At 40.6% G+C, this 23,235-nt stretch carries 11 protein-coding genes; 10 read left to right on the top strand and 1 reads right to left on the bottom strand.

Features of this window, described 5'->3' with window-relative positions; translation table 11 throughout:
* Window positions 1–22: 22 nt before the first annotated feature.
* Complete coding sequence (locus FHX64_RS07425) at window positions 23–613, bottom strand: hypothetical protein (RefSeq protein ID WP_183413135.1); 591 nt, start codon at window positions 611–613, stop codon at window positions 23–25.
* A gap of 338 nt (window positions 614–951) precedes the next feature.
* On the opposite strand from FHX64_RS07425, the gene FHX64_RS07420 reads away from it, so the two are divergent.
* The 10 genes from FHX64_RS07420 (at window position 952) to FHX64_RS07375 (ending at window position 23,231) form a co-directional block, all read left to right on the top strand.
* Window positions 952–5,148 (top strand): hybrid sensor histidine kinase/response regulator transcription factor, encoded by a 4,197-nt coding sequence (locus FHX64_RS07420; RefSeq protein ID WP_183413134.1) that lies wholly within the window; start codon window positions 952–954, stop codon window positions 5,146–5,148.
* Window positions 5,149–5,600: 452 nt separating this feature from the next.
* Window positions 5,601–8,627, top strand: coding sequence for a SusC/RagA family TonB-linked outer membrane protein (locus FHX64_RS07415; RefSeq protein ID WP_183413133.1), 3,027 nt, complete (start codon window positions 5,601–5,603; stop codon window positions 8,625–8,627).
* A gap of 12 nt (window positions 8,628–8,639) precedes the next feature.
* The gene (locus FHX64_RS07410; protein WP_183413132.1) at window positions 8,640–10,196 is read left to right on the top strand and encodes a RagB/SusD family nutrient uptake outer membrane protein; all 1,557 of its coding nucleotides are present in this window, start codon (window positions 8,640–8,642) and stop codon (window positions 10,194–10,196) included.
* Between the two features lie 172 nt (window positions 10,197–10,368).
* Window positions 10,369–11,847, top strand: a complete 1,479-nt coding sequence (locus tag FHX64_RS07405) for an RICIN domain-containing protein (protein WP_183413131.1) — start codon at window positions 10,369–10,371, stop codon at window positions 11,845–11,847.
* 567 nt (window positions 11,848–12,414) lie between these two features.
* A complete protein-coding gene (locus tag FHX64_RS07400; RefSeq protein WP_183413130.1) occupies window positions 12,415–13,812 on the top strand; it encodes a glycoside hydrolase in 1,398 nt (465 codons plus the stop codon).
* Between the two features lie 150 nt (window positions 13,813–13,962).
* A complete protein-coding gene (locus FHX64_RS07395; RefSeq protein ID WP_221202158.1) occupies window positions 13,963–15,789 on the top strand; it encodes a glycoside hydrolase family 35 protein in 1,827 nt (608 codons plus the stop codon).
* Window positions 15,790–16,058: 269 nt separating this feature from the next.
* Complete coding sequence (gene lacZ / locus FHX64_RS07390) at window positions 16,059–19,232, top strand: beta-galactosidase, LacZ type (RefSeq protein WP_183413129.1); 3,174 nt, start codon at window positions 16,059–16,061, stop codon at window positions 19,230–19,232.
* Between the two features lie 44 nt (window positions 19,233–19,276).
* Entirely contained in the window at window positions 19,277–20,752 is a 1,476-nt protein-coding gene (locus FHX64_RS07385) for a right-handed parallel beta-helix repeat-containing protein (protein WP_183413128.1), read from the top strand.
* 85 nt (window positions 20,753–20,837) lie between these two features.
* Complete coding sequence (locus FHX64_RS07380) at window positions 20,838–22,019, top strand: glycoside hydrolase family 43 protein (RefSeq protein WP_183413127.1); 1,182 nt, start codon at window positions 20,838–20,840, stop codon at window positions 22,017–22,019.
* Window positions 22,020–22,058: 39 nt separating this feature from the next.
* Window positions 22,059–23,231 carry a galactokinase gene (locus FHX64_RS07375; protein ID WP_183413126.1) on the top strand — a complete coding sequence of 391 codons (1,173 nt, stop codon included), beginning with the start codon at window positions 22,059–22,061 and terminating at the stop codon, window positions 23,229–23,231.
* Window positions 23,232–23,235 lie beyond the last annotated feature (4 nt).

Here is a 23,235-nt window from a genome sequence, read left to right as displayed (position 1 = left end):
AAAAATAAGCATTTATTTCTATTTACACAGTTTTTTGGACGGTCTCTTGTGGCACACCAATGATTCTTGACATGATGAAGCCGGCAGTCCCTATCCGTATCAGTAATTCCTGTTTTGCGAAAAAGAGATTCATTTTTCTTCCTGAAATAATGAAGGTAGGGATGATAACCTTGAATTTAATGACCATGAAAATGAATTTCATGACCATTACAAGCCTAATTTCCGGTCGTGCAAGGGAAATTATCAGACGTGCAGAAGCAATCACCGCCTGTGTAACCACTTTTGCCAGTCGTGTAACCGCATTTTTCGCTGGTGTAACCCCGTTTTCCAGACGTGCAGGAACAATTTCCAGACGTGCAGAAGCAATCACCGCCTGTGTAACCACTTTTGCCAGTCGTGTAACCGCATTTTCCGCTGGTGTAACCCCGTTTTCCAGACGTGCAGGAACAATTCCCAGACGTGCAGAGGCAAAACCCAGACGTACAGGAATAATTTCCGGCGGCGGATAACCCTTTACAAGTCTTCCTGGGTCAGTCTTCCGGCAGCGTAGCAATGTGACAAAACTGTTTTGGGAAGTGTCGGAAATTTCTTCCGACGCTTTTGGGGGTGACATTGTATTGCCTGATATTCGCATCCATAATTATTGAAAAACGAATCGGATATTGGTCGATATGTGAACAATTTTATAGATTGACGGATCATGCATTTATGGTACACGTCATATAAAAATAAGGGGATAGGGCAACAACACGATTTCTATTTGAATTTATATCACTAAATTTGTCAAATCAAATAGGACGTGTTTTGGATTCTTGTTGATGATATTTATGAGATAATATATTGTGAAATAAAGTTTTATGTACTTTTGTTTATCTCTGTAAAGCACAAAACATATTGTTTGATTTAGTAAATGAATTTTAATACCGAATCTATACGGAAAACACTTTGATTATGAATATAAAGAGGAGCATCTATTTACTATCCTTATTTTTATTCTTCGGTTGTTACATGAATGGACAGCCATCGCCGCCGTTAGTTATTAAGAAAATATCTACTTACCAGGGATTGTCCAACTCTTCCATATCAGCGATTGTGCAGGATAATAACGGGTTTATGTGGTTTGCTACTGAAGACGGATTGAACCGGTATGACGGATATAAGTTTACGGTGTTTCGTCATGATTCGCATGATCCGAATAGCATTTCGGATAATTTTATCTCTGATATTTACAGACAATCAGATTCCAACCAGCTATGGGTAGCTACCAATGTGGGGCTGGATTTATACGATTATAACAACGATCGGTTTATTCACTTTATCCATGATGTTCGGAATCCATTTAGTATTGACAATAATCAGGTTACCAAAATTGCAAAATCCAATGATGGTAATTTATGGATCGGAACATATGGCGGAGGAGTTTCATACTTTGACATGACATCCGAACGCTTTATCCATATTGTAAATGTTCCCGGTAGAGATTCTTTTTTTAATACGGGGAGGGTCATGGCTTTGTTAGAGGATAGTTACGGCATTCTTTGGATTGGCACTCAAAATAAAGGACTTTATGCATATGATGTTAGAAGGCATACGGTTACTTGTTATAAGCAAAGCAAGCAAAATACAAATACACTACCTTCAAATACGGTTAATGTAATTTTTGAAGATCAAAATCATAATATATGGATCGGTACGGACGGAGGGCTTAGCCTTTTTGATAGAAACAGTAAAAAATTTATCACTTTTGTCCATCACCCTAATGATTTGCATAGTCTTATTTCCAATATTGTGAGGACCATTATGCAGAATCGCGAAGGGGTTATCTGGGTTGGTACACAGTCAGGCGGAATCAGTAAGTTTCGTTTCAATGCAAATATGATTAAGCATCCAAATCAGGCTGTTTTTCAGAATATCTATGAATCGGATGATGAAACCGGGTTGTCTTATTCTACCGTTCAGGCTTTGTATCAAGACAAAGATCATAACATATGGATCGGTATCTATAAGGGAGGAATTAATTTTATCAGCGGGATACCCGACCAGTTTTTAAAGTTGGAACAAAACAAGAATAGTGCAAATAGTTTGTCTTATCATAAAGTCTGGGGTATATGCGACGATACTCAGGGAAATATATGGATTGGAACCGATGGTGGAGGAATTAATGAATATAACCCTTCTGCCGGGAAAATCAAGGTATTCAAGCATTCGGATCAAGATCCCCGGTCATTAAGTGATAATGCTGTATTAAGCGCTTTCAAAGACCATGAAGGCAATTTGTGGTTTGGAACCTATCGTGGAGGTTTGAACGAAGATCCTATATCAGGAGGATTTATCCATTACAAAAATATACCGAACGATTCAACCAGCCTTCCGAATAATGATGTGCGTATTATCTATGAAGATGCGCAGCATAATTTATGGATCGGAACCGATGGTGGAGGTTTATCTCTATTTTCTAAGGCAACTCACACGTTTAATAATTCCATAATGCGTAAATGGGGACTATCTGGAACCAGTGTAAGAGCCATGATACAGGATAAAGACGGCAATTACTGGATAGGAACCTATAATAACGGGGTATATTATGTAAATCGAAAATCTGGAAAATTTGTTCATTTTCAATATAATACGGATGCAGGTGTTCTTGCAAGCAATACCATTTTTTCTATTATTCAAGATCAGCAAGGCAGGATATGGATTGGAACCGACGGTGGCGGACTGTTTCTCTATGTTCCATCATTGCATGGATTTATAAATTATGATGAAAAGAATGGGCTGGCAAATGATAATATCAAGGCGCTTCTTGAGGATAAATCAGGGAATATATGGGTAAGTACAAATAAAGGGATTTCCTGTTTTTCGTTAGCCAAGCATTATTTTATTAATTATGATATTCAGGATGGAATTCCAGGGGGAGAATTTGCTGAGGGATCCGCTTTATTGTCACAGGGAATTATGTATTTCGGGAACATGTATGGACTGTGCTATTTTGATCCTGAAAAGGTGGAAAAAATTGTTATACAACCCGTCGTTCATATTGTCGATTTTCAACTATTTAATAAAAGTATGCCTGTGCAATCGGATAAGTTCCCGGATAGCCCGCTATCGAACAATATTATCAATACCCGGGAGATTACATTAAATTACAAACAATCCTTTTTTACGATTGTTTTTTCTGCACTCAATTATCGGTCCCCTGATAAAATTCAATATGCCTATATGATGAAGGGGTTGGATAATGAATGGAATTATACAGGAACCCAGCGTATGGCAACCTATCGGAACCTGAACCCCGGACGCTATGTTTTCATGGTGAAAGCAACCAATATCCCGAAAGATTGGGGAAGCGCCTATACATCTTTGGTAATTCGTGTCCTTCCTCCTTTTTGGGAAACATGGTGGGCCTATCTGATCTATTTCCTGATCCTGGCAGGAATTGCGTTTCGTATCTATAAATATTATCAGCATGAGAATTTGTTGAAGCAGAATCTTTTGTATGAAAAAATCACGAGACAAAAAGAGTATCAGTTGAATCAGGAGAAATTGCGATTCTTTACCAATATCACCCATGAATTTCGTAGCCCATTGACGCTTATTATTGGCCCGCTGGAAGATTTACTGAGCGATTCAAAACTGGCAGCTCCTATCGTCCGTAAGTTGATGCTTATACATAGAAATTCAAATCAATTGCTCAATTTGATTGATAAGCTATTGGAATTCAGAAAGGTTGAGGCAGGCGAAATGAAATTGAGGGTTGTGAAGGATAATATTACTGCTTTACTGAAAGAAGTTTATGTTTCATTTGTACCCCTCTTCGAACACAAGAATATTGAATTTACAATAGAGAGCTGCAGTGATGTGGTTGATTTGTGGTATGATCCTGAAAAACTGGTTATTATTTTGAATAACCTGTTGTCCAATGCTTATAAATATACGCATGCCGGTGGAAAAGTTTCGCTTGAATTGGCTTATGGAACCTTGAATGGTAATGAAGCGGTTTTGATTAAAGTCAGGGATACCGGTATCGGGATTTCCGAAGAACATAAACAAAATGTATTTGATCAATATTACCGCATAGAAGAAGTGAAAGATGCCCAGGGATATGGTATTGGCCTGGCATTAACCCAAAATCTGGTTTCGTTGATGCAAGGTGAGATTTCTGTTGAGAGCGAATTGGGGAAAGGCTCATGCTTTACGGTTACATTGTTACAAGGGAATAGTCAGTTTTCGAGGGAGCAGATCATTAATGACCGGGGGCATTATGTAATCCCGGCAAATCTTCCGCGAAGTATTGAGAATGCGGAGCAAGCAACAGAAATGACGGATCTAATGACGTATGCCGATGCTGAACAATCCGGAGATGGTCAGAAAAAGATCATGCTGATCGTTGAAGATAATGACGAAATTATGTCCTATATCAAGGATATCTTTAAGAAAGAATTCCGGATGTTGGAGGCAACTGATGGAGAAGCGGGACTCAAATTGGCTTTAAAACATGTTCCTGATATTATCATAACCGATATTATTATGCCCAAGATGAATGGGATGGAACTTTGTGCCAAGGTGAAATCGGAGCTGAAGACTTCACATGTGCCAGTCGTGATGCTTACGGCTTTAAATACCCTGCAATATAAAATTGAAGGATATGAAACAGGTGCGGATTCCTATATTACCAAACCCTTCAGTACTGCGCTTCTGACCTCCAGGGTGTATAATCTGATTAAAACGAGAACGCTCCTTGCAGAACATATTGCCAGAAATTTATTGTTTCAACCCGAGGAAGTACAACTTGGATTAAAAGATGAAAAATTTATATCGGATATTATAGAGATCATAGAAAAAAATATTTCGGACGAAAAGTTTGATGCGATATACCTCGCCGGAGAACTTAATATGAGTCATTCGACGTTATACCGGAAACTGAAAGCGTTGACCGGTTTCTCGATTTCAGAATTCATCAGAGGCGTTCGGTTAAAGAGAGCTGCCCAATTGCTCCGTTCACAATCGTACAATGTTTCTGAAGTGGCCTATATGGTCGGCTTCAATGATCTGAAACATTTTCGAACTTCTTTCAAAGAACAATATAAAGTCTCTCCGTCTGATTATATGAAAACCCATACATCCATAGATGATGATGTAAATGATTGATATTCTGAAAAGAATGTCCTTTGTGTTAATTTCGGATAACGATTTTCCCCCTGCTTTTTGACTGATTTCCCCCTGTTTTTACGGCTATATTCATCCTACATTTGCAAAGTGGGATGTGGGGCCTATTGTCCAATATCTCCGTATTTTATTAACAATTTAATTTAATGTCTTATGAAAAACTACACTTCTCTTGTTGTGTCATTCCTTGAGCTTCTTCCTTTAGAAGGTCGCAAAGGGAACAACAATGTAAGATTGGTGGAGAATAGCCCTCCCCAATTCCCCCTAAGAATTATTTATGCCGTTCAAAGGCGTACGACACGTTGGTAGCCCTAATGATTAATAAGGTAAATGTGGAACTGATTGATATGAAGGCTACCTATAAGTTCATAGGAGATCAAAATCTCTATTATGCAAAACAGGGTTGAGATAACAATACTTTAAATTTAGTGAACATGAAATATTTATTGAATATAACGGGCAAAGTTGTTGCAGTGATACTGCTTTTTTTTATTAGCTCCAATGTCTTTGGGCAGGAGTTGAAAATTAGCGGTAAAGTGACAGATGAATCACATGCTCCTATGCCAGGAGTAAATGTGTTGGTACAAGGTACACATACCGGAACAATTACGGATGCAAACGGAGATTTTTCTCTTACATTAAAATCTCCGAATGCAATATTGGACTTTTCTTTTATTGGTTATGTAACACAGCATATAGCCGTACAAAACAGAACTCATATTAATATACAACTTGTGCCTTCAGCAAAAAGTCTTAATGAAGTTGTTGTGGTAGGATATGGAACGCAAAAGAAAGTAAATTTGACCGGAGCTGTCGGAAGTGTTCAAATGAGTGATATGAAAGATAGACCATTGACAAATGCAAGTTTAGCATTGCAGGGCACTATCCCGGGCGTATATGCATTACAAAGTTCAGGACAACCAGGTTCTGATAACGCGGTCATTGATATCCGGGGTGTTGGGTCATTTCAGAATAGTTCTCCTTTAGTGATTATTGATGGTGTTCCTGGAGATTTATCAAGTGTTGATCCTAATGATATCGCTTCAATCTCAGTTTTAAAAGATGCAGCTTCTGCTTCTATTTATGGGAATAGAGCTGCTAATGGCGTAATTTTAATTACAACTAAGCGAGGTGCTGCAGGCAAAATGAAAATTAGTTATAATGCATATTTTGGTACTCAACAAGCAACGCGACTACCTAGTGTTTTAAATTCTGTACAATATGCAACTCTTTATAATGAAGCTTCGGTAAACTCAGGAGGCACTACAATATATTCTGCTTCTGATATTGCAAAATTTGCTGCTCATAATGATCCGCTCTATCCGGATATTAATTATTTTGATGTTTACTATCATAAAGCTAATATGCAAAATCATAGGTTGGATATAAGTGGAGGTACTGATAATGTACATTATGCTTTTATGGTAGGGCATTTAGATCAAAATGGTATTTTAGTTGGAACCAGTTATGAAAAGACAGATTTCCGGTCAAATGTTGATGCCTATTTTTTTAAAGATAAAAGGCTTCGGATCTCGAGTAATATTGCAGGAAGCTTTGGTGTACAGGATCAACCTACTGATTTATGGGATGCTGAATGGTATGCTACCTTAGCTCCGGTACACCCTTTAACAAATGCAAATGGACAATGGATGGCTGTAAATGGTGAACGCAATTATTATGGAGAGGTCAAAGAAGGTAGTACCTCAATAACAAAAAATTATAATTTTAGTGGGCAGTTAGATGCTGAGTATAAAATATATAAAGATTTAAGTGCCCAGGTTACTTATGGCTATAATGCGAATCTATATAATGTAAATGCTTTTCATGCTAATGTGACATTATATAATCCTGATGGAAGCAGTATTCCACTTGCTTCGGACTTGACGGTAACGGATGGTACTAATATTCATACCTTATCAACTGCATTGCTTAAGTATCATAAGAAGATTAACAAGAATGAAGTGAGTGCTTTGGCGGGATATTCCGAAGAAGTATATACTTATGATTGGGAGAGTGGTTATCGATCTAATTTTGTTAATAATACGCAACGAGTATTAAGTCTTGGAGATGCTGCTACCCAAACTAATAATGCAGGAAGCTATGACCTTGCTTTACGTTCATATTTTGGCCGCTTAAATTACAACTATGATGGAAAATATTTGTTTGAGGCTAATATACGAAGAGACGGGTCATCTCGTTTTGCAGTAGGACATCAATGGGGAACATTTCCATCTGTTTCAGGAGGCTGGATAATTTCTAATGAGAAATTTATGAAAAACATAAGCTGGTTGAATATGTTAAAACTGCGTGCTTCCTGGGGGCAACTGGGGAACGAGAATATTGGAGAATATTACAATGGCTATGATGTTTTGTCGTCCGGACAAAATTACTCATTGGGAGGCACTTTAGCTTCCGGAGTGGCTGTTACAAAAATGACCAACAAAAATTTAACGTGGGAAACATCTCAACAAACAGATATTGGCGTTGATATGTCGTTAAATAATGGTATTGATTTGACTGCTGATTTTTTTGATAAAAGAACAAAAAACCTTTTATTGCCACAACCTATTCCTCTTACTCTTGGTGCTTTAAGTGAACCTTATGCCAATGCGGGAGAAGTCCAGAACAGAGGTATTGAGGCATCAGTAACTTATCGGACAACTTTTGGAAACGGTTTTAAATTTCGGGTTACTGCAAATGCTTCTCATATTGTAAATAAGATTCTGAATTTAGATGTGCCTGAACAGTTGACTTCTCCTAAAGCTATCAAAATAGGTGCAGCTATCAATTCTTTTTATGGATATAAAATGGATGGAATTTACCAATTATCTGATTTTAATTATTCTAACGGGGTTTATACGCTAAAACCAGGGGTAGTGTCCGTATCTAATTTTACGGCACAACCAGGAGATATTAAATATAAGGATCTTAATGGAGATGGCATTGTGGATATGAATAATGACAGGGAGGTTATTGGAAAGCAATTTCCCGATTTGACTTATTCGCTCAATCTTAATTTGACGTGGAAAAACTTTGATTTGTTGGCATTTTTTCAAGGAGTTCAGGGAATACAAGGTTATACCTATTATGAAATTGCAACGCCATTTAGCGGATTTGCCAATATGGGCTCGTGGTGGATGAATAGGTGGACACCTACTAATCCTTCTAATACACTTCCGCGGTTAACATTTGATGGGGTACGTAATAACATTCATTCCTCTTTTTATATGGAAAATGCCTCTTATCTACGTCTGAAAAATATTGAACTTGGATATACTATAGATCAAAAATATCTTTCCAAGGTTGGTATAAGTTCTATCAGAATCTATGGAAACATTCAAAATGCTTTTACGATTACAAAGTTTAAAGGTTTTGATCCAGAACAAACCGTTGATCAGACTAGGGCTGAGGCTTTTCCTCAAGTGCGTATTATGACAGTGGGGTTAAGTGTTAACTTTTAAATAATTATAGTGATGAAAAATATATATAAAATCAGCATTTCATTTTTGCTTTTGATCGCCTTATCTGGATGTTCAAAGGATTTCTTGATAAGAACGCCAAAAGATGAATTGTCACCTGCTACATTCTTTCAAAATGAAACCCAATGTAAAATGGCTCTGATGGGCGTTTATAGTGCACTTCAACCGAATGCAACTCCTACTCAATTTTACCAATACGATTTTATGTCGGATAATGGATTATGTGAAGATTCATGGCAAGGTTCAAAGGAAATAGGTGATTGGCTTACAAATTCCTCCAGTTGGGCGCCTTATGCAAAATGGACACAGGACTATAATATTGTTGCCCGGGCAAATCAATTTATCCAGGACATGAATAATGCAACCGTGAGTGATGCAATTAAGAATCAAATGATCGCTGAGGCCAAATTTTTAAGAGGTTATGCTTATTCTGATCTTATTACTTATTTTGGTGATGTCCCGCTGATTACTAAGGTTCAAACTTTGAGTGAAGCCTATGTATCGCGTACCTCTAAAAGTGATGTTTTAACTGCAATCCTTGCTGATTTTGATGCTGCTGCTTCTGTTCTCCCAGTGTCATATGGAAGTTCAGATGTAGGGCGTGCTACTAAAGGGGCTGCATTGGCTTTTAAGGCTAGAATCCTGCTTTATAATGGAGAATGGGCAGATGCGGCTCAGGCGTGTAAAGATGTCATGAATTTAGATGCATATCATTTATATCCTGACTATACAGGACTTTTTTCTGAAGATCACGAAGATAATGAGGAAGTGATTTTTGATATTCAGTATGTTCAGTCTCAACCGCAGCCTTGGCCCTCTTCTGCATTACAGTTCCAAGTTTGGCCAACAGGGAATGCAACATGTGGTTTAATAGATTCATATTATATGACGAATGGATTGCCAATAACGAATTCAAATTCAGGCTATGATCCACAAAATCCTTTTGTAAACCGCGACCTCCGTTTGGCTGCTTCAGTGGTTCTTCCAGGTTCCCAATTTGGATCGAGTGTATTTATTCCTGCTAATAATGCTTCATTTACGGGAGCCCGGGCCCGTAAGTATGCGGATCTTGAAAATTCAAACGCAATAAATATCTGTACCCTGAATACAATTTTAATGCGATATGCTGATATTTTGCTTATGCGAGCAGAAGCTCTCATTGAATCTGGTAACACAGGGCAGGAAGTATATGATTTAATTGATCAGGTAAGAGCGAGGGTTAATATGCCAAAAATAGAAGACGTGGAAGGTACAGGATTGAGCCAAACTCAACTTCGGGCTATATTACGTCATGAAAGAAGGGTTGAATTTTATAATGAAGGGACTCGTTATGCTGATATGCTGAGATGGAAAGATACGTCATTAGTTCATGATGCATATGGATATGATAAAACTCTATTATCAGATCCTTCAAATCCTTCCAAATGGGTATTTAAAGAAATAGATCTTGATAAAAGAACTTTTGATGCGGCAAAAGGATGGTTATGGCCTATACCTGAGGCAGATATAGAAATTAATAAGAATTTACTACCTAACAATCCGGGGTACTAATTTACAGTTCAATTTTCCCTTCTCTATTAAATCAAGGGAAGGGAAAACTTCCCGTTTTAATATTTGTTAGAGATCCTGTTTTTGGGTGATAGTTGGAGTTGTGGATAGAAGGATCTATGATAAAATAATATAGTCTTTGTTGTTTGTAAATAATCACATTAATTTGGTTAGTATGAATAAACACATTCTGCAATTAATATTACTATGTCTGGCAATTTTTTTGACGAGTTGTCAGCAAAATGCTATTGAAGAACTTGATACAATAAGTAATCATCAAACGCATACATCTCAATTAACAAGTTCGAATACAAATACCATAGGGATAAGGGGCATTAACTGGGCTGATCCTAATGGAAACGCTCCAACTTCCAGTGTGGTATTGCCCAGTGGGCTTACTGCATCTTCAACAGTTGCCCAAGCTGCTACAGTCGCTGGCAATATAGCGGATGCCGTACTGGCAAGTGGTGGAACTACTGTTCGTATGCCTATTACTTATACAACAACTAGTAATTCAAGTTATTGGCCTGTTTATCAATCTGCTATTAATGCTATTGTTTCAAAAGGATGTCATGTTATTCTTTGCTATTGGAGTCCTACAGGAGGTGTTGTGACTGATTCGACAGAATGGCATGCGATGTGGACGAGCGTTGATAATGTTTATAAAAACAATTCAATGGTTCTTTATGAGCCAATTAACGAGCCATATTCTTATAGTACATCTAATTTATTAACGCTGTATAGTAACTTTATGGCTATCTATAGTCCATCTTCATATAAATGTATATTCGACGGAACAGGATATGCTGCTGATGTTACAACTATTGGAGGTAGTTCCGCTATCAGCAACCAATACCTTGGTTTGCATTGCTATTGGTGGTTTTGGGGTGCTTATAATGTGTGGTCAGATTATTATAACATAATGTCCAGTAGAGTAGGGTCTTATGCGTCAAGAACTATTGTTACTGAATTAGGGGTTGAGACATTCCGTACGTTTGATTTTTGGTGGCAGTGGCAGACCGGAGCTGAAAATGATGTTGCTTTTTTAACCGGGTCACTTGCATATGCTAAAGACAATTCCATTGGAACAATTGCGTGGTCGGGGGTAAATGATATCGACACTTACCGTTGGTTTAATAAGAATGATACTCTTGTAGAAATAAATCCTGGATGTGCAAATATGTATAGATGGTCATGGGGACTTTCGCCTATATGGCTTGGTGCCAAAGCCAATGGAACATATAAATTGCAAAATCGGGCCACAGGGTTATATCTTGATAGTTATGGTTTAACAACTAGTCCATCTAATGTTTATCAATACACCAGTAGTTCCAGTCTCAATCAGAATTGGGAAATTACGTACGTTGATGGTTATTATACTATTTATAGCATAAGCGGTGGCTTGTGTCTCGATGCAGGTAATAATACGACAGATGGGTCTGCCATTTTGCAAATGACACGTGGCACTCCCGGATCTCAGAGTTATACCCAACAATGGACAATTGCTCTTGCCAGTTCGGGATATTATAAGCTTATTAATCGTGCTACCGGAAAATGTTTAGACACAGGAGGTTTAACTGCTAGTGGGAGTGCTTTACAGCAATGGTATAGTAATTCCAGCTATAACCAACAATGGCAGTTTGTGCAACAATAATATTTTCTTGATCAATGTTAAGTTCGCTTTTTAGTGGATGGTGAGAAGAAAAATTCAAAATTGAAGTATTTAAATAATGAAGTCGTTTTGACTTATAATAAAGGTTGTGTGCATGTTTTAACTTCGCAGTAGTCGCATATTGTCGGATGATGTTTTGATGAATGACTGACTGCGAAAGAATCAAATAATACACAAGATGTTTACTGAACGTTCTAAAAATAAAAGCCAAAATGACTTCATTATATACTTTGATTTTCCCTTTCTTAATCATGCAAGGAAGGGAAAATCTTGTTTAAAACTACAGTAAGTTAGTGATAGATTATTTGTTGTTTAGAATAATGGATTTGCTTAAAGTATTCGTTTTAATATATTAATGAGGCTTGTTAGAATGTGTGATTTTTGTATTGTCAGTTTATTAAGAGTTATCTTTATTACAAAAATAAATCAGCATAATTTTTGTGGTCATGTTTAATTATGGATGCTATATGTTTTGTACAATCCTATAATCTATCTGATCTGATCTATTATTTTGTAAAGTTGTTTGTTTAAGGTTAACTCTATTTTCTCGTGAAATCTTTATTGTCAATAGTTTTTGCAGCATTCGCTTTTCAGCAAATATTCGGATCGCAAGTCATTAAAATCAATCCGGATGTCCGTTATCAGCATTTTGCAGGCTGGGGAGTCTCTTTAATGTGGTGGGCACATGAGGTAGGAGACAACTACACGGATACCCAACTGGATACATTGTGCAACTGGCTGGTAAGTCCCTCAGAATTACATATGAACATCTTTCGTTTTAACATAGGCGGAGGTGATAATCCAACTCATCACCATATGCGGAAGGATGCCCGGATGCCCGGTTATTTAGCAAGTCCGCAAAGCCATTATGACTGGACACAAGACGCCGGACAACGGAAGATACTCTTAAAGATTCATCAGCTCGAGCCAAACGCCATCTACGAAGCTGCAAGCTATTCACCTCCTTACTGGATGACTATCAGCGGGTGTACATCCGGGAATACCAATGGGACAGACAATCTGCAAAGCCATTATTACAAAGCTTTCGCTGATTATCTGGTGGCAGTGGTCAAGCATTACCATGATGCCTATGGGATCCGGTTTAGCACAATTGCTCCAGTGAATGAACCCTATGCCCATTGGTGGAAAGCTTATGGCAGTCAGGAAGGATGTGCTTTTTCTCAAGCCAATCAGGAACGGTTGATTAAAGACCTATATGCTACTTTACAAAAAAAAGGTATGTTGTCCTATTGTGGCATTTCTGCCATGGATGCTAATAGTATAGATTCATGTTTGAAAGGTGTAGAACATTACGCCAAAGACAATATTCTCCCCTTAATCAGTCAGATCAACACACACAGTTACACCGGCAGCAAGCGGGATTCTCTCTATCAGCTTGCCAAACATTATCATATCAGGTTATGGCAATCCGAATCAGGGCCTTTAAATGTTCGTTTGCAAGGCTATGATAACTTTTTACTGATGGCTCAACGCATCGTTACCGATATGCGGGAACTAAAACCCTCAGCATGGTGTGACTGGCAATATATGAGCGGAGGTTTTGGTGATGTATGGGCATTGGTAGGCTACAATGAACATGACAAGACATTCCAACGGACAAAAGGTTATTATTTACGTAAGCAGTTTTCCAAATACATTCTGCCAGGCTATACCTTTATCGGAGATGACGATCCACACTCGATTTGCGCTTTAAGCCCTGACCACAAAAGACTAGTGGTTGTATACGTCCAAGAAAAAACATCAGTACAACATATCACATTAAACCTGTCCCAGTTTCAGTGTGCAGCCATAAAGTCGATTGTAGAAACGACAGAGCAAGAAAACTGCCAGTCCATATCTCTACCAAGTAAACCGGCAGGAACTACATTTGATTATTGGGTAAAACCCCAATCCACCACCACATTTATATTTCAAGTATCAGATTAAATTAATAAATTGCCATTCAAAACGAGGCCATTTAGAAACGATATAATGTTAGATATACAACGGGCTTTTCGATAACCAATAACCAATAAATTAATGCAATAACATCAAAGCATGTTCTGTATGCTTTATGATTATCAAGACAAACCATACATGATGAAAAAGACAACTATTTTTCTAGCCCTCCTTTTTTTAGGAATCAATTTAATACAAGGCTCTTCCGCGCAGCACACCTTTACTTTAGGAGACAACGCGTTTTTACTGGACGGAAAACCTTTTCAGATTATTTCGGGAGAGCTCCACTATACGCGGATTCCGAGGGCGGCATGGCGCAGCCGTATGGAGATGGCCAAAGCCATGGGGTTAAACACCATCAGCACCTATGTCTTCTGGAACGAACAGGAACCGGAGCCGGGACATTTTGATTTCACGGGCAACCGGGATATAGCCGCTTTTGTCCGGATGGCGCAACAAGAAGGCCTGTGGGTTATCATCCGCCCCAGTCCTTACGTATGTGCCGAATGGGAGTTCGGAGGCTATCCCTACTGGTTGCAAAACATCCCCGGCCTGGTTGTCCGCAGCAGGGAACCCCATTACATGCAAGCCTACAAAAGCTACATCAAAGCTGTAGGAGAACAACTGGCACCGCTGCAAATCAACCACGGGGGCAATATCCTGATGGTGCAGGTAGAAAACGAATACGGGAGCTATTCCAATGACACCACCTATCTGGGTATGAACCGGGACTTATTCCGGGAAGCAGGCTTTGACGGTATCCTGTACACCTGCGACCCGGCCAATGCCATGCAGGCAGGACATCTGCCCGGCTTACTGTCCGCCGTGAACGGGCTGGATGACCCGCATAAGGCAAAACAGCTTATCCGTTCCGTTAATAACGGGAAAGGGCCTTATTTCATATCCGAATGGTACCCCGGGTGGTTTGACTGGTGGGGCGCACCCCATCATACGGTAAGCGCATCAGCGTGTGCTGCCAGGTTAAATGCAGTATTGGCAGCGGGCATCTCCATTAATATGTATATGTTTCATGGTGGGACGACCCGTGGGTTTATGAACGGAGCCAATTATAACGACCATTTACCCTATGAGCCGGAGATCAGCAGTTACGACTATGACGCCCCGCTAGATGAAGCAGGCAACCCGACAAAGAAATATGATCTATTCCGGTCGGTCATTCAGAAATATCTTCCAAAGGGAGAAACCTTACCCCCTGTTCCAGCCTCCAAGAAAGCCATTGCCACCCCATGGGTTCGTTTTACAGCAGCCGAAGATCTTATGAATGCATTGCCGGTACCTGTTACAAACCGGTCCCCACTCACCTTCGAGCAACTACACCAGGCATACGGTTTTGTTCTCTATCGTACCACCATGAATGGAGGAAGGAAAGGTATGCTGAAAATAGACCAGTTGAGAGATTACGCCCTGCTGTTCATCAACGGAAAAAAGATTGGAACACTTGACCGGAGGCTGGGACAAGACAGCATGGAAGTAATTCTGCCTAAAGGAAAGGTAAGAATGGATATTCTTGTAGAGAATCTAGGAAGGATTAACTTTGGGCCATACCTGCTACACAATCATAAGGGAATCACGCATCAGGTATTATTCCAGGGGAAAGAGCTGATCGATTGGAAGATGTATCGACTTCCTTTCAGCAGTGAACCAATCATTCAGGCGACCCGTCAATCCCTTGCTCCCGGCCAGCCAGTTTTACGGGAAGGAACACTGATGCTGTCCCGGATAGGAGACACCTATCTGGATATGCAGACATGGGGGAAAGGATGCATATGGATAAACGGGCATAACCTGGGACGCTATTGGTCGGTAGGACCACAGCAAACTGTTTATGTGCCGGTGGAATGGCTACATAAAGGAGCTAACCGAATAGAGGTATTGGAGCTGAATAAACCTGAGCAGACCCGGTTGCGGGGTGTTGATCATCCGATTCTGAATAAACTGCAATGATTCGCTACCTGCTTTGGCGTTTTGCCTGTCTTGTTTGTTATAAGTGAAGACATGTTGGCTGTAATAAATACTCTAAAAGAAAGAGTCGGCTTTATGAAAAGAAAAGCCATAAAACCGAACTTCTTTCTATGTACAAAGTTCCAACAAAGACATGATAAAAAAATCATAGCAGACAGAGCGGGTATCCTTAGGGCAATGTCAGACCCGATTATCTAAAAAAACAACAACAGAACAAGTCAGAATGACTTCATTTCAAATCTAATATACTTATGCATACACGAATAAGAAAACAGAAAAGAGAGAGGCTTAGAGGAATGTTTATAGGGATGCTGTTAAGCACAATCATTCCGGTTTTTGGGCAGACAAGCTATGGAATTCTTCCCGACTGGGAAAATTCTCAGGTAACAGGGATCAATAAAGAACCGCCTTATTACAGTTTTCTTCCTTATTCGGATCAACAAAGTGCCTTGGCCGACAGTACACTTGAAATTCATACGCCGTATTATAAATCCCTTGATGGGATGTGGAAATTTCACTGGTCAAAGAATCCGGCAGAAAGGCCGAAGGATTTTTATAAGGCAACTTATAATGCCCGGCAATGGAAATCCATTCCTGTTCCAAGTCAATGGCAATTAGAAGGATATGGAAGGCCTATCTACCTGAACAATCGTTACCCGTTTCATCCCGATTATCCGGCGCATCCGCCATTGGTCAATGCTGACCATAATCCGGTGGGTTCCTACCTGACCACCTTTACGGTACCCCAGGGTTGGGATGGAAGAGAAGTATTTATTCATTTTGATGGAGTAGAAAGTGCCTTTTACATTTGGGTAAATGGAGAAAAAGTGGGGTATAGTCAGGGAAGAATGACTCCGACAGAGTTTAACCTTACTCCTTTTCTGAGGAAAGGGACGAACCGTTTAGCCGTAGAAGTGTATCAATGGTCTGACGGATCCTATTTGGAAGATCAGGATATGTGGCGCTATAGTGGGATATTCCGCCCTGTATATTTGTACAGCACCCCCAAAGAACATCTGGAAGATTTTTTTGTACGCTCCAGTCTGGATGATCATTATGAAAATGGAATGATGCACATCACAGCAAAAGTAAGAAATTCAAGTGATGAGAATGATCCACCTGCCACAGTGACTGCCTATTTATATAATGAACAAGGGGAACCCGTGGGAAATGGTGCCATAGCAAATGTCAGAACCATTACTGATATTCCTGCCGGAACAGATGGAATTGCAGAATTATATGCTACCATTCCACATCCTGACAAATGGACGGCAGAAACGCCAAACCTCTACACTGTTGTGCTTGTACTGAAAGATGCTCAGGGCAAGGTTCTGGAAGCAGCCCGTACTACGACAGGTTTCCGAAACATAGAAATCAAAGATGGCATGTTACTGGTCAATGGTGTTCCTGTAAAACTTAAAGGAGTTAATATGCAGGATTTTGATCCATATCATGGGCGTGCTGTGGATTTTAAGTGGATTGAGAAAGACATTCGCTTATTGAAGCAAGCTAATATCAATACTGTGCGCATGTCTCATTATCCCCACGATCCCCGGTATTACACACTCTTTGATAAATATGGAATGTATATATTAGACGAAGCTGATTTGGAGTCACATGGGATGCTTGAAAGGGAATTATTGCCAGGAAGCGACCCACTTTGGACAAATGCTTGCGTTGACCGTATGGCCCGTATGATTGCCCGCGATAAAAATCATCCCTCGGTAATTATTTGGTCATTAGGAAATGAAGCAGGTTATGGTGAAAATTTTGCTTTAATGGCAGCCTATGCCCGTACGGTAGATCCTTCCCGTCCGATACATGACGAACAAATGAATAGCGTGGCAGATATGATCAGCCATATGTATCCTACGCCGCAGGCTTTGCAGGGAATGGCGATGGATCCCAACATTCACAAACCGATCTTTATGTGTGAGTATGATCACTCCATGGGAAATTCTACCGGAGGATTGACTGCCTACTGGAATTTGATCTACCATTACAAGAACCTGATTGGAGGATGTATCTGGGATTGGGTCGATCAAGGTTTATACAAAAAAGATGCACATGGAAAAATGTTTTGGGCATATGGAGGTGACTATGGAGATGTTCCCAACGATGGTAATTTTAATATTAATGGATTTGTTAATCCCGACAGAACGCCTCATCCTGCCTACTATGAAATCAAACATGTCTATCAATATGTTACTTTTGCCGCGGAAGACTTGAACAAGGGTCTGATCATGCTGCATAATCAATATTACCACACTTCCCTCGCAGCTTATACGTTACACTGGAGCCTGACACGGAACGGAAAAGAGATTCAGGCGGGAGATGTAGACACACTGACTACTCCGGCCAATGGATGGGTACGCCTGCGATTACCTGTTGAGGCACCTAAACTGCAGGCCGGAAGTGAATACTGGCTTAACCTGAACCTTGTCCTAAAAAATAATACCTTATGGGCAAATAAAGGCTTCACGGTGGCTTGGGATCAATTTAAAATGCCCTGGGCCGTAGCTCCCGCTCCTTCTTTGGGCAAAGCGAATGGAATTCCTTTGAAGATAGATTCTGCCGGTAATACGATTGTCATAAGCGGACAATCCTTCAAAGTTGCTGTTGATAAACAAACCGGTTCGTTGCAAAGCTATGTATGCCAGGGAACGGAATTGCTTGCCGGCCCATTAAACCCAAACTTCTGGAGGGCACCAATCGATAACGACAAAGCAGGTTGGGGCGGAGAACTGAATGCCTGGCAACATGCAGGACAAGACCGTAAAGTGATTTCCCTGGAAATAAAAAAGCATGGTGACCAAGCGATGGAGGTTGTTGCCAGAGGTACCCTTCCTGTAGGAGAATCCACCTGGGAAACATCTTATACGGTATATGAAAATGGGGTTATTAAAGTGGAGGAAACCCTTACTCCCATCGGTCAGGTCCCGCCTTGTATTCCGAAAGTAGGCATGACACTACGCATCCCGAAAACATACAGAACGATGAGTTGGTATGGCCGGGGCCCACAGGAGAATTATGCGGACAGGGAAACAGGTGCAACCGTTGGCATTTATTCGGGATTGGTGGATTCGCTATGGACGAATTATGTACGACCACAGGAAAATGGAAACCGGGATGGTGTCCGCTGGGTACGATTTACGGACAAGGATGGACAAGGCCTAATGGCAACAGGTGCACCGACACTAAACGTGAGTGCATGGCCATACTCGTTGCAGGATCTGGAACAGGCTACCCATATCGACGATCTTCCGGTGAGGGATTATATCACGGTGAATCTCGATTACAAGCAAATGGGAGTAGGTGGCATTGATACCTGGAGCCGTAATGCCAGGGCTTTGCCTCTGTATCGCCTGGTGCCGGATCATCCTTATCATTATGCGTTCTTCCTGTCGTATTATCATGAAAAATAGAAAGATATTCGATTAATGTATCATGTGATCAAACAGAATATTGTATGACAAAAATTCTTTGGATCATCCTGATTTTTGCTGTATTGCCATACTCTTTTTTAGATGCCCGGTCGTTTTATGTAAATCCGGTTATTGGGAATGATGCAAATGAGGGGATATCTGCCAATCTGCCCTGGAAAACCCTGCAAAAGGTTAATGACAGTTCCTTTTTACCGGGAGATTCCGTTCTGTTTGCTTGCGGAACTGTTTTTCACGGGCAATTGAAGATACATGTTCAGGGAGAGAAGAAAAAGATTATTCTGTTTAGTTCTTATGGATCCGGTTCAATGCCTGTCATTGCAGCGGACGGACAATTCGAAGAGGCGGTTCTGTTATACAACTCATCTTATGTAACTGTTAAAAATCTTGAGATTACAAATACCGGCGTTACCAGAAAACCTTTGCGGAAAGGAGTCTATTTGTTTCTTGATAATTATGGTGAAGCTCGCCAAATATCCTTAGATCATCTGTATATACATGATGTAAATGGATCAGACATTAAGGCACTGGGTGGTGGCGCCGGTATTAGTTGGGATAATCGGGGGAACAGGATTAAATCAAGATTTGACGGATTGCTGATTGAAAATTGCAAACTGGTGCGCACCGACCGGAATGGCATTACCGGAGGAGGATATACGCGTCGTGACAATTGGTATCCTAACCTTCATGTTGTAATTCGCGGAAACGAATTATATGACATTGGCGGCGATGGTATTGTCCCTATTGGATGTGACGGAGCTATTGTAGAATATAACCGTTTGATTAAAGGTGGACAACGATTCCCTGAAGGAGATGCCTCTGCGGGAATATGGCCATGGAGTTGCGATAATACGTTGATTCAATATAATGAAGTTGCTTATATGGCCGGGCCCTGGGATAGCCAGGGTTATGACTCGGATTGGAATTGTAAACATTCTGTTTTTCAGTATAATTACAGCCATGATAATCTGGGTGGATTCTTTTTAATCTGTTCGCCCACAAAAGGAAATGAAGCCGGGAATAATGGAACTGTTATACGATACAATATTAGTTATAACGATGGAGGACGCGTAACATGGAAAAGCGCTGGCTTCTCTCCCATTTTTCATATAACGGGGCCTGTGAAGGATATCAAAATTTACCATAATATTGTGATTCGGGACAGAGCTGTGAATTCAAAAGAAGACAAATCCTTAATCACATTCAATACATGGGGCGGCGATTGGCCTTCTCATATTTCCTTTACACATAATTACTTTGTGACTACGGATACTTTTACATGTAAATATGGGGAAGCAACGGCTTATTCTTTTTTGCATAATCATTGGAGAGGTCACTTTACGAACTGTCCAAAAAATGCAAATAGAGACAACATCTCCATTACAAAACCTTTATGGAACCATTGGAATGAGAAGAAAATTGTATCTTTGTTGAGAGATTATGAAGCAGGGAAAGTTACCATAAATTCGCTTTTCTCAATATTGAAATTGAGTGGACGTTAAACGTGTTCCATGGGAAGAGATATAAGAAATATCTTTTTGATAAGAGCGATTGAATTGTAATTATTAAAAATCAAGTTATTACTGTATGAAAAATCGATCAAAACATTACCTCATCCCTGCTGTGATCGTTTTGTCTCTGGTTGTATATGCCGGAGCCATATCAGCAAAATCTGAAAAGGTCAGCAATCAACAAACAGCACAACGTTACGATTCCTTTCGGCCCGGAGCCATCTGGAATGATACCAATGGGAAAGTCATCAATGCCCATGGAGGAGGTATTATATATTATAAAGGCGTATATTACTGGTTTGGAGAACATAAAATAACAGGACCGATAGGTAATACGGCACAAGTAGGCGTACATTGTTACGCATCCAAAGACCTGTATAACTGGAAAGACGAAGGGATCGCCCTGCATGTTTCCGATGATCCCCATTCCGACATTACCAAAGGCTGTATTCTGGAACGACCCAAAGTGATTTACAATAAAAAGACTCGCAAATTTGTGATGTGGTTCCATCTGGAACTCAAAGGAGAAGGATACAGTGCAGCACGCGCGGGCGTAGCGATCAGCGACCGACCGGCAGGGCCTTACACTTTTCTGCGTTCCCTGCGTCCCAATGCAGGTATCTGGCCATTGAATTTCAAGAAGTCATGGGAAACATCCACGCTGCAACCCGATAGCCTGAAAGGATGGACGCCCGCATGGATGAAAGCCGTAGAAGAAGGACTGTTTGTGCGGAGAGACTTTAAGACAGGCCAGATGTTCCGGGATATGACCGCCTTTGTCGATACAGATGGGAAAGCCTATCTCATCTACTCCTCAGAAGAAAACCTGACTTTGCAAATCGCCCAGTTGAATGACGATTACACCGGATTCTCGGGTAAGTATGTCCGTGTTTTTCCCGGAGGGCACAATGAAGGGCCTGCTATTTTCAAAGACAGAGGGAAGTACTATATGGTAACTTCCGGATGTACGGGTTGGGCTCCCAATGCAGCCCGGTCAGGAGTAGCCTCCTCCATCTTCGGCCCATGGAAAGCGTTAGGCAATCCCTGTGTGGGGCAAGACTCAGCCCTGACGTTTCATGGACAAAGCACCTATATCCTACCGGTAGAAGGGAAGAAAAATGCATTCATCTTTATGGCCGATCGCTGGAATCCCCAGAATCCTATTGATGGCCGGTACATCTGGCTCCCGATAGAGATAAAAGAGGATAGACTAGTCATCAAATGGCTGGACAACTGGAGTTTGAACGTATTTCACTAAAACATAGTAGCTAACTATAAATCAATTAATATCCAAATTATGAACACACAAGAATTACAAGAAGCGTTTTTGAAGTTGTATGGGAAACCGGCAGAAGCACTGTATTTTTCACCGGGACGGGTAAACCTTATCGGAGAACACACCGACTATAACGGGGGATTCGTATTCCCATGTGCTTTAAGCTTCGGCACCTATTTGCTGTGTCGTAAAAACGACGATAAAGTAGTCCGTTTTCGTTCGCTGAACCAGAAAGAATATGTCGAAGTAGCCCTTGACAAGCTTCAAACGCCACATCCTAAATCGTGGATCAACTACCCGATGGGTGTGTTTGATCAATTTATCAAACGTGGCTTTTCAATTCCTTTCGGTCTTGACCAGCTGATTTGGGGTGATGTTCCTAATGGAGCTGGTCTCTCTTCTTCCGCTTCACTGGAAGTAGTAACCGGGTATATGCTCAATGATGTTTTCCAAACCCATCTTAACCGGGTGGAAATTGCTAAAATCGGACAAAAAGCCGAAAATGAATTTGTAGGAGTCAATTGCGGCATCATGGATCAGTTTGCCAGCGCCAACGGGGAAAAAGACCATGCTATTTTCCTCGACTGCAACACGCTTGATTTCGAATTAGTTCCGGTAAAACTGGAAGGTGTCAAGGTGTTAATCTCTAATACCCACAGTCCGCACAAACTCGATTCTGGTGCTTATAATCAGCGCGTGGCAGAATGTAAGAAAGCTGTTGAGTTGATCTCCAAAGTACGTCCGATTCAATATTTGGCCGAACTGACCGAAGCAGATTTCAAGGAAGTGGAATCTGCCTTAGCCAGTGATCCTGTTGCCCATAAGCGCGCCCGTCACGTAGTGTCTGAGGTTCAACGCACCACAGATGCCGTTAAATCGCTCAAGGCAGGAGATATCGATAAATTCGGACAGTTAATGAATGCTTCGCATGTCTCATTGCGGGATGATTATGAAGTAACAGGGCTTGAACTCGATACAATGGCAGAAGAGGCATGGAAGATAGATGGTGTTATCGGATCACGGATGACAGGAGGCGGTTTTGGAGGCTGCACGGTTAGTCTGGTGAAAGATGAGGCTATTGATTCGTTTATTGAAAAAGTAGGAGCCGCTTATCAGGCAAAAACCGGATTGAAACCTGACTTCTATGTGGCTGAAATTGGTAATGGCGCTTGCCGTTTGAAATTGGGAGAGTAACATA

This window comes from Microbacter margulisiae (genome assembly GCF_014192515.1).
Lineage (GTDB): Bacteria > Bacteroidota > Bacteroidia > Bacteroidales > Paludibacteraceae > Microbacter > Microbacter margulisiae.
This window is presented reverse-complemented; position numbering and strand designations above follow the sequence as displayed.

Excerpts from the sequence above, each read along its gene's own strand:
- FHX64_RS07385 (WP_183413128.1), top strand. The coding sequence starts at position 19,277 with ATGACAAAAATTCTTTGGATCATCCTGATTTTTGCTGTATTGCCATAC.
- FHX64_RS07420 (WP_183413134.1), top strand. The coding sequence starts at position 952 with ATGAATATAAAGAGGAGCATCTATTTACTATCCTTATTTTTATTCTTC.
- FHX64_RS07410 (WP_183413132.1), top strand. The coding sequence starts at position 8,640 with ATGAAAAATATATATAAAATCAGCATTTCATTTTTGCTTTTGATCGCC.
- FHX64_RS07405 (WP_183413131.1), top strand. The coding sequence starts at position 10,369 with ATGAATAAACACATTCTGCAATTAATATTACTATGTCTGGCAATTTTT.
- lacZ (WP_183413129.1), top strand. The coding sequence starts at position 16,059 with ATGCATACACGAATAAGAAAACAGAAAAGAGAGAGGCTTAGAGGAATG.
- FHX64_RS07380 (WP_183413127.1), top strand. The coding sequence starts at position 20,838 with ATGAAAAATCGATCAAAACATTACCTCATCCCTGCTGTGATCGTTTTG.
- FHX64_RS07425 (WP_183413135.1), bottom strand. The coding sequence starts at position 613 with ATGTCACCCCCAAAAGCGTCGGAAGAAATTTCCGACACTTCCCAAAAC.
- FHX64_RS07395 (WP_221202158.1), top strand. The coding sequence starts at position 13,963 with ATGATGAAAAAGACAACTATTTTTCTAGCCCTCCTTTTTTTAGGAATC.
- FHX64_RS07375 (WP_183413126.1), top strand. The coding sequence starts at position 22,059 with ATGAACACACAAGAATTACAAGAAGCGTTTTTGAAGTTGTATGGGAAA.
- FHX64_RS07415 (WP_183413133.1), top strand. The coding sequence starts at position 5,601 with ATGAAATATTTATTGAATATAACGGGCAAAGTTGTTGCAGTGATACTG.